This is a genomic window from Halomonas sp. BC04, from assembly GCF_000568385.1.
The window spans coordinates 1-13,534 of sequence record NZ_AZQX01000359.1; the positions used below are offsets into that span (position 1 = coordinate 1).

At 61.1% G+C, this 13,534-nt stretch carries 10 protein-coding genes, 2 tRNA genes and 2 pseudogenes; 8 read left to right on the plus strand and 6 right to left on the minus strand.

The genetic code is table 11. From position 1 onward, the window contains the following. The coding region (locus Q427_RS24105; protein WP_043517840.1) for an efflux transporter outer membrane subunit at nt 1–1,088 on the plus strand (1,088 nt) is incomplete at its 5' end. A gap of 123 nt (nt 1,089–1,211) precedes the next feature. Here Q427_RS24105 and Q427_RS24110 read toward each other — a convergent pair. Next, entirely contained in the window at nt 1,212–1,838 is a 627-nt protein-coding gene (locus Q427_RS24110) for a TetR family transcriptional regulator (protein ID WP_043517841.1), read from the minus strand. A gap of 175 nt (nt 1,839–2,013) precedes the next feature. On the opposite strand from Q427_RS24110, the gene Q427_RS24115 reads away from it, so the two are divergent. Beyond that, complete coding sequence (locus tag Q427_RS24115) at nt 2,014–3,045, plus strand: succinylglutamate desuccinylase/aspartoacylase family protein (protein ID WP_043517843.1); 1,032 nt, start codon at nt 2,014–2,016, stop codon at nt 3,043–3,045. A 3-nt stretch (nt 3,046–3,048) separates the two neighbouring features. On the opposite strand, the pseudogene dusA reads toward Q427_RS24115, so the two are convergent. Beyond that, a pseudogene (dusA, locus tag Q427_RS24120) lies at nt 3,049–4,057 on the minus strand (tRNA dihydrouridine(20/20a) synthase DusA). A gap of 561 nt (nt 4,058–4,618) precedes the next feature. Beyond that, nucleotides 4,619–5,425: a sulfite exporter TauE/SafE family protein gene (locus Q427_RS24125; RefSeq protein ID WP_043517845.1), complete on the minus strand. Its 807-nt coding sequence runs from the start codon at nt 5,423–5,425 to the stop codon at nt 4,619–4,621. Between the two features lie 210 nt (nt 5,426–5,635). On the opposite strand from Q427_RS24125, the gene Q427_RS24130 reads away from it, so the two are divergent. The 3 genes from Q427_RS24130 (at nt 5,636) to Q427_RS24140 (ending at nt 7,419) form a co-directional block, all read left to right on the plus strand. Continuing rightward, on the plus strand, nt 5,636–6,160 hold the full coding sequence (locus Q427_RS24130) for a hypothetical protein (protein WP_043517846.1): 525 nt from the start codon (nt 5,636–5,638) through the stop codon (nt 6,158–6,160). Between the two features lie 172 nt (nt 6,161–6,332). Beyond that, entirely contained in the window at nt 6,333–6,668 is a 336-nt protein-coding gene (locus Q427_RS24135) for a TraR/DksA family transcriptional regulator (RefSeq protein WP_043517848.1), read from the plus strand. A 166-nt stretch (nt 6,669–6,834) separates the two neighbouring features. Further along, nucleotides 6,835–7,419 carry a hypothetical protein gene (locus Q427_RS24140; RefSeq protein ID WP_043517850.1) on the plus strand — a complete coding sequence of 195 codons (585 nt, stop codon included), beginning with the start codon at nt 6,835–6,837 and terminating at the stop codon, nt 7,417–7,419. A gap of 17 nt (nt 7,420–7,436) precedes the next feature. Here Q427_RS24140 and Q427_RS24145 read toward each other — a convergent pair whose 3' ends face one another. Next, a complete protein-coding gene (locus tag Q427_RS24145) occupies nt 7,437–8,036 on the minus strand; it encodes a helix-turn-helix domain-containing protein (protein ID WP_051496658.1) in 600 nt (199 codons plus the stop codon). A 406-nt stretch (nt 8,037–8,442) separates the two neighbouring features. On the opposite strand from Q427_RS24145, the pseudogene gltX reads away from it, so the two are divergent. The 3 genes and pseudogenes from gltX to Q427_RS24160 all read left to right on the plus strand — a co-directional run bounded on the left by gltX (nt 8,443) and on the right by Q427_RS24160 (nt 10,348). Continuing rightward, a pseudogene (gltX, locus tag Q427_RS24150) lies at nt 8,443–9,932 on the plus strand (glutamate--tRNA ligase). Nucleotides 9,933–10,171: 239 nt separating this feature from the next. Then, nucleotides 10,172–10,247: transfer RNA gene (locus Q427_RS24155), tRNA-Ala, on the plus strand. A 25-nt stretch (nt 10,248–10,272) separates the two neighbouring features. Continuing rightward, nucleotides 10,273–10,348: transfer RNA gene (locus Q427_RS24160), tRNA-Glu, on the plus strand. A gap of 508 nt (nt 10,349–10,856) precedes the next feature. On the opposite strand, the gene Q427_RS24165 is transcribed toward Q427_RS24160, so the two are convergent. Next, a complete protein-coding gene (locus Q427_RS24165; protein ID WP_043517851.1) occupies nt 10,857–11,747 on the minus strand; it encodes an NAD(P)-dependent oxidoreductase in 891 nt (296 codons plus the stop codon). Nucleotides 11,748–11,894: 147 nt separating this feature from the next. Further along, the gene (gene gltA, locus Q427_RS24170; protein WP_043517853.1) at nt 11,895–13,181 is read right to left on the minus strand and encodes a citrate synthase; all 1,287 of its coding nucleotides are present in this window, start codon (nt 13,179–13,181) and stop codon (nt 11,895–11,897) included. Between the last annotated feature and the right edge of the window lie 353 nt (nt 13,182–13,534).

The window sequence follows — 13,534 nt, forward strand, 5'->3', positions numbered from 1 at the left end:
AGCGCACCCCGGGCACTGCCTCCCCCCTGGGGCAGAGTACGACCGGCAATCTGTTCTCGCTGGCCGGCGTGCTCAACTACGAGCTCGATCTCTGGGGCCGGTTGGACCGCGAGCGCGAGGCCTCCGAGGCACTGCTCGAGCAGAGCGAGTTCGCCCGTGATGCGGTGCGCCTTAACGTGATCGCCGATGTGGTGGCCACCTACTTTGATCTGCGCAATGCCGAGCGGCAGCTCAGGATCACCGAGGAGACCGTGGCTTCCCGTGAGGAGACCTACCGGATCGAGCAGATTCGCTTCGACTCCGGTGAGACCGGTGAGCTGGCACTGCGTCAGGCCCAGTCGGAGCTGGAAACCACCCGCGCCCAGCTGCCCGGCCAGAAGCAACGGGTCAGGATACTGGAGGGTGCGCTGGCCATCCTGGTGGGGATGAGCCCGGCAGAGCTGATGGCTGAGCTCGATTTCGGCGACACCCAACTGGCGGATATCGTGCTGCCCGAAGGTGTGCCGGCCGTATTGCCCTCCAGCCTGCTGCAGCGTCGTCCGGATATCCGCTCCGCCGAGGCGGGGCTGATCGCGGCCAATGCCTCCATTGGCGTTGCCGAGGCGAGTCGCCTGCCGACCCTCAATCTGGGCGCCTTCCTGGGCACGGCGGCGGGGGATTCCAGCGATCTGTTCACGACCGCCGCCCAGACCTGGGGACTCTCCGCCACGGTCATGGGGCCGCTGTTCGACTTCGGTCGCTCCCGTTCCCGGGTCGACACCGCCGAAGCGCTGGCAGCTCAGGCCGAGGTCCAGTATCGCGCCACGGTGAACCAGGCGTTCAACGAGGTGCGCAACGCCCTGGTCACCTTCGAGACCAGCGGCGAGCGTATCGAGGCGACACTGGCCCAGGTGGAGGCGCTGGCGCGCACCCTGGAGCTGGCGGAAGTGCGCTATCGGGAAGGCTTCGTCGGTTTCATCGAGCTGCTCGATGCCCAGCGGGCACTGCTCTCGGCGGAGCTGGCGCTGTCGGAGGCAATGCGCGACCGCCTGACTGCAACCGCCACGCTGTTCAAGGCGCTGGGTGGTGGTTGGGAGGCCGATGCCTGAGAATTGCCTTGCTCTGTCCGAAAACTGCCTACGCTCGGCGACTTTTCGGACAGAGCCCGGGCATGAATGACAACGGGTCGGCTCCCCTGTGGGCCGGCCCGTTGCCTTTGTGGTGAGGGTGGCTCAGGCCGTGGAGGGCTCGCGAGAGAGCAGTTTCAGCAGCGTATCGACCAGCTCCATGCCGCGCTCGTGGATCGAGAACCGCTCGTGATTGCGCAGCCAGTCGTGGAAGAGCCCGCCCAGGCTGGACTGCAGCAGCCGCGCTGCCAGTTCCGGCGTGATGTCGGGCCGCAGCAGTTGGTGTTCCCAGGCTGCCGTGAAGTATTCGATGAGGGCGCCCGAGGACTCCGCGGCGATCTCGTTCTGCATGGCCAGGGGATCGATTTCGCCAAAGATTTCGCAGTGGTGGATCAGAATGGCGTGGACCCGGCGATAGCGGGGCTGCTCTAGCCGCGTAAAGCCCTGCCGGCAGGCCAGGCGAATCGCTTCGAGAGGCGCATCGGCGAGTGCCGGATCGTCGACTTCGTCGACCAGTTCCTGAAAGGGCATACGAACCCGGTCGAGCATGGCGCGAAACAGGTCGGCCTTATTGCGGAAATGCCAATATACCGCGCCACGGGTCATGCCTGCCTGGCGGGCAATCTGTTCCAGTGAGGTACGAGCGACGCCACGTTCGAGAAATATCTCCTCGGCGGCATCCAGCAGGGCTTCACGGGTGGCAGCGGCTTCCGCCTTGGTGCGTCGGGCCATGGTAGGGGGCGTTTCTCCGTGACGGGGTATGACCATCATTCTACCGGAGCGGTTGGTTTTTTACATTCAACTGTGTATGGATATGGTATGGATAGGGCGTGAGGTCCGTCCTCGTCATTTTGCCGCCATCGCGGTATAAGTGGGTGAACACTGTTCTGTTACAGGAAACCGCAGCATGGCTCGCGCCCCCTTTGAACTCGCCGGCGTCAAGGTGATGCCGGGCCACCGGATCCAGATCGATGTGCCGGTGGCACGCCTCTACACCCATGCACCGTTGCATATCCCTGTGGAAGTGGTTCACGGTCGTCAGCCGGGGCCAATACTGCTGGTATGTGGCGGCATTCACGGCGACGAGATCAACAGCGTCGAGATCGTCCGCCGACTGCTGCGTTCCAAGCAGATCCAGGGGCTGCGCGGTACCCTGGTGGCGGTGCCCATCGTCAACGTGTTTGGCTTCATGCAGCACACGCGCTATCTACCGGATCGGCGAGACCTCAACCGCTGTTTTCCCGGCAGTGAGTCGGGCTCGCTGGGTGGCCGTGTCGCGGCACTGTTCCGAGAGCAGATCGTCGACCACGCCAGTCATATCATTGACCTGCACACCGGCGCCATCCATCGCACCAACCTGCCGCAGATTCGTGCCCAGCTCAGCCCCGGCAGCGAGACCGAGCGCATGGCCAATGCCTTTGGCGCGCCGGTGATTCTGAACGCGGAGCTCCGTGAAGGCAGCCTGCGCCACTACGCTCAGAACCGGGGTATCCCCGTGCTGACCTATGAGGCCGGCGAGGCGCTGCGTTTCGACGAATGGGCGATCACCCCGGGGGTCCGTGGGGTGCTGCGGGTTATGCGGCGGCTGGGCATGCTGACCGGTGAGCATCGCCGTCGGCTGCCGCCCGCGGCGGAACTGGCCAATGGCTCCAGTTGGGCGCGGGCGCCAATCGATGGCATCCTGCGGCCCAAGGTGCGCCTCGGGGCGCGCGTGGCGAAGGGCGAGGTGCTGGGCAAGGTGGCCGACCCCTTCGGGAACGCCGAAGAGGCCGTCATATCCATGGCGGACGGTATCGTCATCGGCATGAGCCGGCTGCCGCTGGCCAACGAGGGTGAAGCCCTGTTCCACATCGCCCGTTTCGATGAGATCGAGGAAGCCGAAAACGCCGTTGAGGGGTTCCATTCCAGCCTGGAGCCGCCGCCGGACTCGCTCTATTGAGCCTCAGGCAGTCTCGGTTTCCGTCTCGGTCAACGGGGTTGTCTCCGGCACGAGACTGAGCGCGTCGTCGAAGACTCTCAAGCAGGCACCGTCCAGGTGGCCGTTCTCGGATAGGTGGCGACGGAAGCGGCGCCGCCCGGCTGGCCCTGGAACAGGCCCAGCAGATGGCGGGTGATGTGGTTGAGCTTGGCCCCCTCGTCGAGGCGACGGGCAATGTAGGGGCGAAAGGCGCGGGCGGCGGCGTGGCGGTTGGTTGCCGGGCCCGCCACCCCGTAGAGCGCCTCATCCACCCCGGCCAGCAGCCAGGGGTTCTGATAGGCCTCGCGACCGACCATCACGCTATCCACATGGTCGAGCTGTTCCCGGCATGCCTCCAGCGTCTTGATACCGCCGTTGATTCCGATATGCAGTTCCGGGCGGCTCGCCTTGAGGCGATGCACCCGCGGGTAGTTGAGCGGCGGCACGTCGCGATTCTGCTTGGGGGAGAGCCCCTGCAGCCATGCCTTGCGCGCGTGCACGATGAACACCTCGCAGCCGGCATCCGCCACCTGGGCAATGAAGCGTTCCAGGTCGGCGTCCTCGTCCTGGTCATCGATACCGATACGGCACTTCACCGTCACCGGGATCGACACCGCCTCACGCATGGCACGCACCGCCGCCGCCACCTTCTCCGGATAGGCCATCAGGCAGGCGCCGATCAGGTTGTTCTGCACCCGGTCGCTGGGACAGCCACATTGAGATTGACTTCGTCATAGCCCCACGCCTCGGCGATGGCTGCACATTCGGCCAGCTCGCCGGCATCGCTGCCGCCCAGCTGCAGCGCCAGAGGGTGTTCTACCGCATCGTAACCGAGGAAGCGCTCCCGCGGGCTGCCGTGGAGAATGGCACCGGTGGTGACCATCTCGGTATACAGCAGTGCGCGCCGGGTCAGCGTGCGCGCGAAGGCTCTCTGGTCCCTGGTAGTCCAGTCCATCATCGGGGCAATTGAGAAGGTGCGGTCGAGCTCGGGCATCGGCATCACTGGGAGGGCAGGGGGAAGGGGATTATTCTATCAGCCCTGGCCAATCATTGGCCATTTCAGGCAGATCATGCCTCACCTTGATCGAAAGCCGCTGTCTTTCGCCGGCATCTACGCCAGCAGCAATGCTGCCAGTCTGGGCTGTGCGGTCCTGCCTGACCAGCGGCGATACGGCCCGCCAGGTGGGCCTGGCCGTAAACCGGCCAGGCAACGAGGGTAACTCAGGGCTGAATCATCCGGTTGCGTAGTTTTGTAAGATATCTCTTACAAAAACGAGAGTAGTTTTCCTACATTGAACATTATCCTGCGTTAAACCGCTATTCGCCCAGAGCGACTACCTTGAAGTGTAACGGGACAGGGAGAGCCCAACAGGGAAGGTCGAGCAATGGAGTGCTCATACCCAGGGATGCTTGGGCAGGAAGCTCGAGGTTGGTTTGCAAACAGGGAGCGTTGAGATGTGCCCGGCCCCAGTGGCCGGGCTTTTTTCATTCTCGCCTTCAGGCAGACGCTGCCGGAACAACGTGGTGGGGACTGTCATTCCCGTCCGGCCTGGCCTCAGGTATTGAACACCGCGTATACCATCTGCATGGCCAGCCCCATCAACATGACGGCGAAGACCCGCTTGAGCAGCGCCATGGGCAGCCGGTGGGCCAGCCTGGCCCCGATGGGGGCGGTGAGGATGCTGAAGGGCGCCATCAACAGCAGGGCGGGCAGGTAAACGTAGCCCATGGAGGCGCTCGGCAGCCCCGGCGTGGCCCAGCCATTGATGATGTAGCCCAGTGCACCCGCCATGGCAATGGGCAGCCCCACGGCCGCCGAGGTGCCGATAGCACGTGGCAGCTTCACGTTGCACCAGGTCAGGAAGGGCACCGTCAGCGAGCCACCGCCGATGGCTACCAGGGCCGAGATGCCGCCGATACCAAGGCCGGCCCCGCTGAGGCCGAGCGGGCGTGGCAGGCTACGGCTAGGCTTGGGTTTCAGGTTGGCCAGCATCTGCAGCGACATCAGCACCATGAAGCAGGCAAAAAAGATGGCCAGGCCTCGAGTCGGCATCAGGGCGGCGATGAAGGTCGCCAGAAAGGTGCCGACCAGTATGCCCGGCGTCATGTAGCGAACGGTTTGCCAATGCACGGCCCCGTGGCGATGATGGGAGAGCAGGCTGGCGGTGGCGGCGGGAATGATAGCGGCCATGGCGGTGCCCAGGGCCAGGTGGGCGAGGTGCTCGTGGGGCACTCCCTGCAATACGAACAGAGAGGTAAGAATCGGCACCATGATACCGCCGCCACCGATGCCGAGCAGGCCAGCCATCATGCCGACCACGCCGCCAAGGGCAACGTAGGCCAGCCACCAGATGAGTTCCAAGGTAGGGTCTCCTGAAAGGGCTTTGCCAGTATTGGCGGGACATTGTACGGCAAGCGGGCATCGGGTAGTGAGTGAAGGGGAGGGCGGTAAGTACAGGTTCCTGGGCACCGGGCTTGGTGTGGAGGAGTCCACTGGTTGGCTACGGGCCGGGGGCACCACCAGGAGTTCAGCTTGTTCTACTGACAAGCAGGCAGCCGCAAGGAAGCAGAAATGAACAGACAATTATGGCGGCGCTGGGAAAGAGTCGTTCTTGAAAACGGTATCGTGATTGGTGTCATGTTCTTCTTTACCTTTATGGCATGGATCTTGTTTTGGCCATATGGTCCGGAAGGTAAAGCGTTGGATATTCGCTCGGCGGAAGCTGCGCGATACGAGAAGGTAAAGGCGTCTTACTCGGAGCATGTTGCCGACTTGATGAGAGGCCACGAGTATTTTTTTGAGCAGTCGCTGAGTATTCTAAAGCCGCATAGGTTGAATTGCCTACTGTCGGATCACGTCGAGACTGCCGATAAAAGCAAGGCCATCTTCCGGGCCTTGAGGGTGCGCCGTGAAGGGCTTTGTGAGGTGTCCAAGGAGGCCGCTGATATGGTGGATACTTACGCTGAACGCCTGAAAAGCGCTGACCCCTCTTCCGCCATGTTTCTCAGGTTTTTTCTTGTCGAGGAGGGTGAAGAGGAGGGGGGGGCGGTCCTTTCTTTACCCAGGAGGAGTGCTCGGCAATTGTCTCTCGTCTGATGCAGCTGGGAGATCAGGTGACGGCATGTAAGCCTTATGAGGAGTGGTATTATCCGCTATTTTTCCCCGACAGCACCAGCTAGCTCCCCCCTCTTGCCTGCGCCTGGTTCGGTTTCCGCCAAGAACTATGCTATGTAAAGGTGAGGCATCACCCAAAGGGAGGCTAGGGACAATGAGGCGACAACAGAGATTGGAATCCCTGCGCGATGAACTGATCGATCGTGCAGATCGCTACAAGGCGCACAAGGCACGCCTGGAGCAGCCGCTGGACAGGGATCTGGAAGACCAGGCCATCGAGCTGGAAAATGAGGATGTCATCGATGCGTTGGAGCAGGAAGCCGAGGAGGAGCTGCGTCAAGTGATGCATGCACTGGAGCGTGTCCAGAGCGGCGAAGGCGATACGTGCGAACAGTGTGGCGAGCCGATTGATCCCCGGCGTATCGAAGCACTGCCTTATGCCGTACTGTGCCTGGAGTGTGCTGCTGGCAGAGACCACCAGCAGCCATAGCCATTTCTGGAAAACAGCGAATTCCTACCCATTTGCGATCTTGAAGAGCCGTTCGGCTCTTCTGGCACGGTATCCAACTGGCGTTGTTTGGTTTAGTTTCGGCGTTGGGACGAACCGTACAGGCCGGTGGTAGTCTAGAAGATCAATATGTCGGTTGGAGGAATTCATGAAGGTACGGCGTCGACTATCCTGCGTTGGATTGGTGGCTCTGCTGGCGCTGTCCGGCTGTGGTAACGACACTGGGCCGGAAGAGGCTGGGCCGGAAGAAGACATGACGAATGGACAGCCGGAAGTCGTCGCGACCGATGAGGCTGCTGAAGAGGTGGAGCCGCTGGAGGTGGATATCTCGGTTGCGGCTGCGCTGCGCAGCGACCGGAGGCTGATGGTCGAGGGGGAGACCAATTTGCCGGAAGGGGCTCGCCTGTTGATCGTGGTGGAACGTGAGTTGAGCGGCGTGCGTTGGCAGTCGCGTACAGAAGTTCAGGGTAGCCGTTTTGAAGCGGGGCCATTCGGACCCGGAAGCGGGCTGCCGGACGGTGGTTATACCATTACGGTGAATTTGCCGGAGGCCAGTGTGCAGCCGTCGGCGATTCGCCAGCGGATCGGTGACCAGGGCGAGCATCTTGCAGGACCGCTGATAAGGAGTTCGCGCCATGGCCTGGGGCAGGTGGCAAGCTATTCGCGGCGCTATCTGATCGGCAATGAGCCACGCCGAACCACTGACGAGGTGGAGGTGCTGGGCGTCGAATGAGGTACCCGGAGGGGCGCTTAGCCCCCTTCCTGGCGCCAGCGGGCCAACAGCCTGCCGACCGGTTGGTCGCTCTTTTCCAGCGGCGTTGCCTGGGACGTTGCTGATCTTTCACCGCGATAGAGCAGTTCTCCGTCCTGGCTGCGTTCCAGTTGGCCGATGAACAGACCCATTTCACCTTCTATCAAGTAATGGCCCGGTTGGTCGTAGGTTTTTATCGGCCCAATGGCGGCCAGGTCGCCTGTGCCCAGATAGTCGAAACATTCACCGGGGGCCGGCGTGACCAGATAGCACTCGCCTTGCCAGTTGGTACCGACAAGAAAGCCCTCGGGCAGCGTGATGCGGTTGGCGTTGGGGTCATGCCAGGGGGCTGGAGGCTGGCTACGCAGATAGAGCGGCGCGGACAACAGATCGACGCTGTCATCTTCCAGCAGACGACGCAAGGGGCAGCCCAGGGCATCGGCCAGGGCGACCAGGCGTTCGTGGCCGATCTGCTTGATAGCGCCGGACTCCCAATAGGAAATCGTGACATCGGAAACGCCGACTTTCCTAGCCAGTGCCGCCTTATTGAGGCTCGCTTCTATTCGAAGCTGCTTGATGCGTGGGCCCAATGCGTGCATCTCTTCATTCCTGCCAACGATGAATAAAAGAAAGGGATAGTCAATGATCTGCATTAACTGTGCAAATTTGGCGTATCAACGATAAAAAAACTGTGGAAGGCCCGGTTGCTGGCTTTTGTGGAGGGTGGGCTTGTCAGGCGCTCCTTGCGTTTGTGAATGCGGCAGAGTACTGATTTCTTTTTGTTTTTCGTATCCATGGGGTGTGGAAAGTGAGCAGGGGCCGTCGAAAGGTTCTGCCGGTCAGGTGGAGGAGAGGGGGGCGAATCGGGTCGGTTGACCATGCTTGCAACGCAAATATCTCTTGTACAGACCTCGTTGGCTGGAAAGGATTCCCGGGCACGGCTGCCTGTGCCCAGGCAGGTGCGTATAATGGCCCCATGCCCATCCCTCAATGGATAAGGACGACATGACCGTACGTACTCGCATTGCGCCGTCACCCACCGGTGACCCCCATGTGGGCACCGCCTACATTGCCCTGTTCAACCTCTGCTTCGCACGTCAGCACGGCGGGCAGTTCATCCTGCGCATCGAGGATACCGACCGGGTCCGCTCTACTACCGAGTCCGAGCAAATGATCCTCGATTCGCTGCGCTGGCTGGGGCTGGAGTGGGACGAGGGGCCGGATGTGGGTGGCCCCCATGGACCTTACCGCCAGAGCGAGCGTGGAGACATCTATGCCGAATATGCCCGGCAGTTGATCGACGCCGGCCACGCTTTCAAGTGCTACCGTACCAGCAAGGAGCTGGATGAGCTGCGTGAGGCACGCAAGGCGGCTGGCATGCACCTGGCACTGAAGCCCGCCGACCTGGCCTTGCCCAGTGACGAACAGATGCGCCGCGAGCGAGAAGGGTGGCCCCATGTGGTGCGCATGAACGTGCCCACCACCGGCACCTGCCTGATAGAGGACATGTTGCGGGACACCATCGAAGTCGACTGGGCCCAGGTCGATGCCCAGATCCTGCTCAAGTCCGATGGCATGCCTACCTACCACCTGGCCAATGTGGTGGACGATCACCTGATGGGGATCACCCATGTGCTGCGTGGCGAGGAGTGGATCAACTCGGCGCCCAAGCATCAGCTGCTCTATGAATACTTTGGTTGGCAGATGCCGGTGCTTTGCCATATGCCGCTGCTGCGCAACCCCGACAAGTCGAAGCTTTCCAAGCGCAAGAACCCGACCTCGATCAATTACTATCGCCGGATGGGATTCCTGCCCCAGGCGGTGACCAACTACCTTGGCCGCATGGGTTGGTCGATGCCCGACGAGCGCGAGAAGTTCAGTCTCGACGAGATGATGACGCATTTCGATGTCCAGCGAGTCTCGCTAGGCGGCCCGGTCTTCGATCTCGAGAAGCTGACCTGGCTCAACGGCCTCTATATTCGTGAGGACCTTGATGACAGGGCGTTCCTCAAGGCCTTGATGGAGTGGGCCTTCAACGAGGAGTACGTTGGGCAGATCCTGCCCCAGGTGCGCACCCGTGTGGAAACCCTTTCCCAGGTGGCGCCGCTGGCCGGCCATTTCTTCTCCGGCCTGCCGGAGATCGAGGAGGGCGATTTCGACAGTGTCAAGCTGGGACGGGAGGAGCTGGTCAAGCTGCTGCAATTCCTGGTCTGGCGTTTCGAGGTCGTCCCGGCCTGGCACAAGGAGCTGTTGCTCGGCGAGGTCAAGGCGCTGGCGGCGCATTTCGATCTCAAGATGAAGGATTTCCTGGCCCCGGTCTTCATTGCCATTACCGGTTCTGCAGCGAGCACTTCGGTCATGGATGCCATGGCCATATTGGCTCGGACATGACCCGGGCGCGGCTGCGCCACGCCATCGAGGTGCTCGGCGGGGTCTCCAAGAAGCAGGCCAAGCGCTTCGAAAAGGAGTACCGCGAACTCCAAGCGCCCAACTGACAAGGCGGATAGGGGCCAGCCTGCGGCCCAAGTAAAGGATAGAAAAGCGCCATATTTCCGTCGCGAGCGAAGATAGGCTGGTCGCCGCCGGAGCGCAGCTCCCGGAGTGTAGCCTGCTACATGAGGAGAGCGAGTACCGCCGGCGACCAGGATGTCGAGCGCAGCAGGAAATTGGTGTTTTTCCAGTTGACGAAGGCGAGGCTAATCAGTAGTATACGCCTCGTCTTCACGAGACATCTGGGGCCTTAGCTCAGCTGGGAGAGCGCAACACTGGCAGTGTTGAGGTCAGCGGTTCGATCCCGCTAGGCTCCACCAATCATGGTTTCGTGCGTGACATTGCGTCCCATTCGTCTAGTGGTCCAGGACACCGCCCTTTCACGGCGGGAACAGGGGTTCGAACCCCCTATGGGACGCCATCCTGCTCTGCAATCCCGTTTTCTGATATCGAGATCCCGAGGCGCCTGGTGCGTCTTTTTTGTTGTCTTGTCGCGCCCAGTGCGATGGCGGCTTCTGCTTGCGTGTAAAACGCATTGAAGTGCCGGTTTTTCGCGATTTAGGGCTTGACTTGTCCACTCGTCCAAGCCTTCTGGAGATGCCCTGTGTGCAGTTTTGCTCACCTCGCTGCACCCCAGGTGTTTTCAATAAAACCTATATATTTCAACTAGTTATAATCGGTTAAAAATTAACCAATCTAACAGCAGCCCTCTGTTCATGCCGATTCGATGGCGTTTTCTGGTGGTTGTGAACAGGGTTATCCACAGAATGTGTGGAAAACGTTCTGGTGTGTTCAGGAGCGCTGATTCATGCCTGATGGATGAGGCTTGTCAAGCCATGGATCGTAGTTTCTTCATACTTGATCGGCAGGGCTCGATCAGCGGGGCTTGGCCTCGGGGCGTCACGATGGGAGTGACGCCCGCGTCGTTCTTAGCCGCGCCCCAGGTCGCGCAGGCGACGGAGCAACGAGGAGGTGTCCCAGCGGCCGCCTCCCATGACCTGAATGTCACCATAGAACTGGTCCACCAGCGCGGTTACCGGCAGGCGAGCCTGGAGGCGTCGAGCCTGATCCAGGCAAATGCCCAGGTCCTTGCGCATCCAGTCCACCGCAAAGCCGTGCTCGTATTCATCACCGATCATGGTCTTGTGGCGATTTTCCATTTGCCAGGACCCGGCAGCCCCTTTTGCGATGACATCGATGACACGCTGCTGGTCAAGCCCGGCCTGCTCGGCGAAGTGAAGGCCCTCGGCAAGGCCTTGCACCAGCCCGGCGATGCAGATCTGGTTGACCATCTTGGTCAGCTGGCCACTGCCGGCAGGGCCCATCAGGCTGACTGCCCGGGCGTAGTGGCAAAGAATCGGTTCGGCGCGGGCGAACTCGCTTTCGTCACCGCCGCACATGATGGTCAGCACGCCGTTGATGGCGCCCTGCTGGCCACCGGAAACGGGGGCGTCGATGAAGCCGGTGCCCTGCTCGCGACAGGTGCCGGCCAGCTCTTCGGCCAGGTCGGACGAGGCGGTCGTGTGATCGACCAGCAGGCTGCCGGCGGCCATGCCCTTCAGGGCGCCCTGTGGGCCGGCTGTGACCTCGCGTACGTCATCGTCGTTACCCACGCATACCAGGACGATATCGGCGCCCTGGGCGGCTTCCTGGGGCGTTTTGTGATGGCTTCCGCCATGCTCAGCGACCCAAGCCTTGGCCGTGGCGGCTGTTCGATTGTAGACGCGTACCGTCAGGCCCTGTCTGGCGAGGTGGCCGGCCATGGGATAGCCCATGACGCCCAGGCCGATAAAGGCAACAGTCGAGATAGTCTGGCTCATTGATGATTCCTTCTCGTTGATGGCGGAGCTGTGGTCCGGTGACGCTAAGCCTCAATGGACGCCTGGACGCAAAAGGCCGCCCGTTGGGGCGGCCTTTTGGTACCGAGCGGCCTTGGGCCGCATCCTGCCGGGTAGTGACAGGATAGATTACTTGGTGGGGTAGTCGCGCTGCGGATGGCCGATGTAGAGCTGGCGCGGACGACCGATCTTGTAGTCTCCGGTGATCATCTCGTGCCAGTGGGAAATCCAGCCAATGGTCCGCGATACGGCGAAGATCACCGTGAACATGTTGGTCGGGATGCCCATGGCCTTGAGGATGATGCCGGAATAGAAGTCGACGTTGGGATAGAGCTTGCGCTCGATGAAGTATTCGTCTTCCAGGGCGATCTCCTCCAGGCGCTTGGCGATCTTCAACTGAGGATCATCAGCCATGCCCAGCTCGCGCAGCACTTCGTCGCAGGTCTCCTTCATGACCTTGGCGCGCGGGTCGAAGTTGCGATAGACGCGGTGGCCAAAGCCCATCAGGCGGAAGGGGTCGTCCTTGTCCTTGGCCTTGTCGACGAAGCGCTGGATGTTCTCTTCGGAGTCGTCACCGATCTCGTCGAGCATGTTCAGCACGGCTTCATTGGCGCCACCGTGGGCCGGTCCCCATAGTGCCGCAATGCCGGCGCTGATACAGGCGAACGGGTTGGCACCGGTAGAGCCTGCCAGGCGCACTGTGGAAGTGGAGGCGTTCTGTTCATGGTCGGCGTGGAGCATGAAGATGCGATCCATGGCCTTGGCAAACACCGGATTGATCTTGTACTCCTCGCAGGGGTTGCTGAACATCATGTAGAGGAAGTTCTCTGCATAGTTCAGGTCATTGCGCGGATAGTTGAACGGCTGGCCGATATTGTACTTGTAGGACATCGCGGCGATGGTCGGCATCTTGGCGATCAGGCGGATGGCGCTGATCTCGCGATCCTCGGCCTTGGTGATATCCATGTGGTCATGGTAGAAGGCCGCCAGGCCGCCGACCACGCCACACAGGATCGACATCGGGTGTGCGTCGCGCCGAAAGCCCTTGAAGAAGTTGTTGATCTGGTCGTGGACCATGGTGTGGTTGCTGATGCGCTTCTCGATATCGGCATACTGCGTATCATCGGGCAGTTCGCCAAACAGTAGCAGGTAGCACATCTCGACGAAGTTGGACTCCTTGGCCAGCTGCTCGATGGGGTAGCCGCGGTGCAGCAGCACCCCCTTGGCACCATCGATGTAGGTAATGGCGGACTGGCACGAGGAGGTTGCCATGAAGCCGGGGTCGTAGGTAAACAGGCCTTCTGCGCCGAGGCCGCGCACATCAACCACGTCAGGCCCCAGGGTGCCCGAGTAGATCGGCAGGTCGACCGGTTTATCCAGTCCGTCTACCGTCAGTGTCGCTTTCCTGTCAGCCATGCTGGCCTCCTCTCGAAGTCGAATTGAAACGTTAAGTCGTTATTTCGCAAACAGTGTTTTCTTATGTTGGGCCGCGAAAAAGGTTCGCCCACTATAGAAGCGTTCCCGGGATTGTCAATTAACCTTAAGCGACCCCTTGGTTGTACATTGCTCTTGCTGCGTAACGGAAATTGTACAACAATTGGTGCTGTGCACCATGGATACCGCATGGGGTGGCCAGTTGGCGCGTCGTCGGCTGGACTGTCATGAGCAATGGGCTTGAACCATGGTCGAGTTCGGTGGGTGTTCATTTGTCACTAGGGGTTCATATCCCTATAATCCACTGCGCGCGACTGGCAGGTACTCGTTGTCAT

Excerpts from the sequence above, each read along its gene's own strand:
- Q427_RS24110 (WP_043517841.1), bottom strand. The coding sequence starts at position 1,838 with ATGGCCCGACGCACCAAGGCGGAAGCCGCTGCCACCCGTGAAGCCCTG.
- Q427_RS24115 (WP_043517843.1), top strand. The coding sequence starts at position 2,014 with ATGGCTCGCGCCCCCTTTGAACTCGCCGGCGTCAAGGTGATGCCGGGC.
- Q427_RS24130 (WP_043517846.1), top strand. The coding sequence starts at position 5,636 with ATGAACAGACAATTATGGCGGCGCTGGGAAAGAGTCGTTCTTGAAAAC.
- Q427_RS24135 (WP_043517848.1), top strand. The coding sequence starts at position 6,333 with ATGAGGCGACAACAGAGATTGGAATCCCTGCGCGATGAACTGATCGAT.
- Q427_RS24140 (WP_043517850.1), top strand. The coding sequence starts at position 6,835 with ATGAAGGTACGGCGTCGACTATCCTGCGTTGGATTGGTGGCTCTGCTG.
- Q427_RS24145 (WP_051496658.1), bottom strand. The coding sequence starts at position 8,036 with ATGCACGCATTGGGCCCACGCATCAAGCAGCTTCGAATAGAAGCGAGC.
- Q427_RS24165 (WP_043517851.1), bottom strand. The coding sequence starts at position 11,747 with ATGAGCCAGACTATCTCGACTGTTGCCTTTATCGGCCTGGGCGTCATG.
- gltA (WP_043517853.1), bottom strand. The coding sequence starts at position 13,181 with ATGGCTGACAGGAAAGCGACACTGACGGTAGACGGACTGGATAAACCG.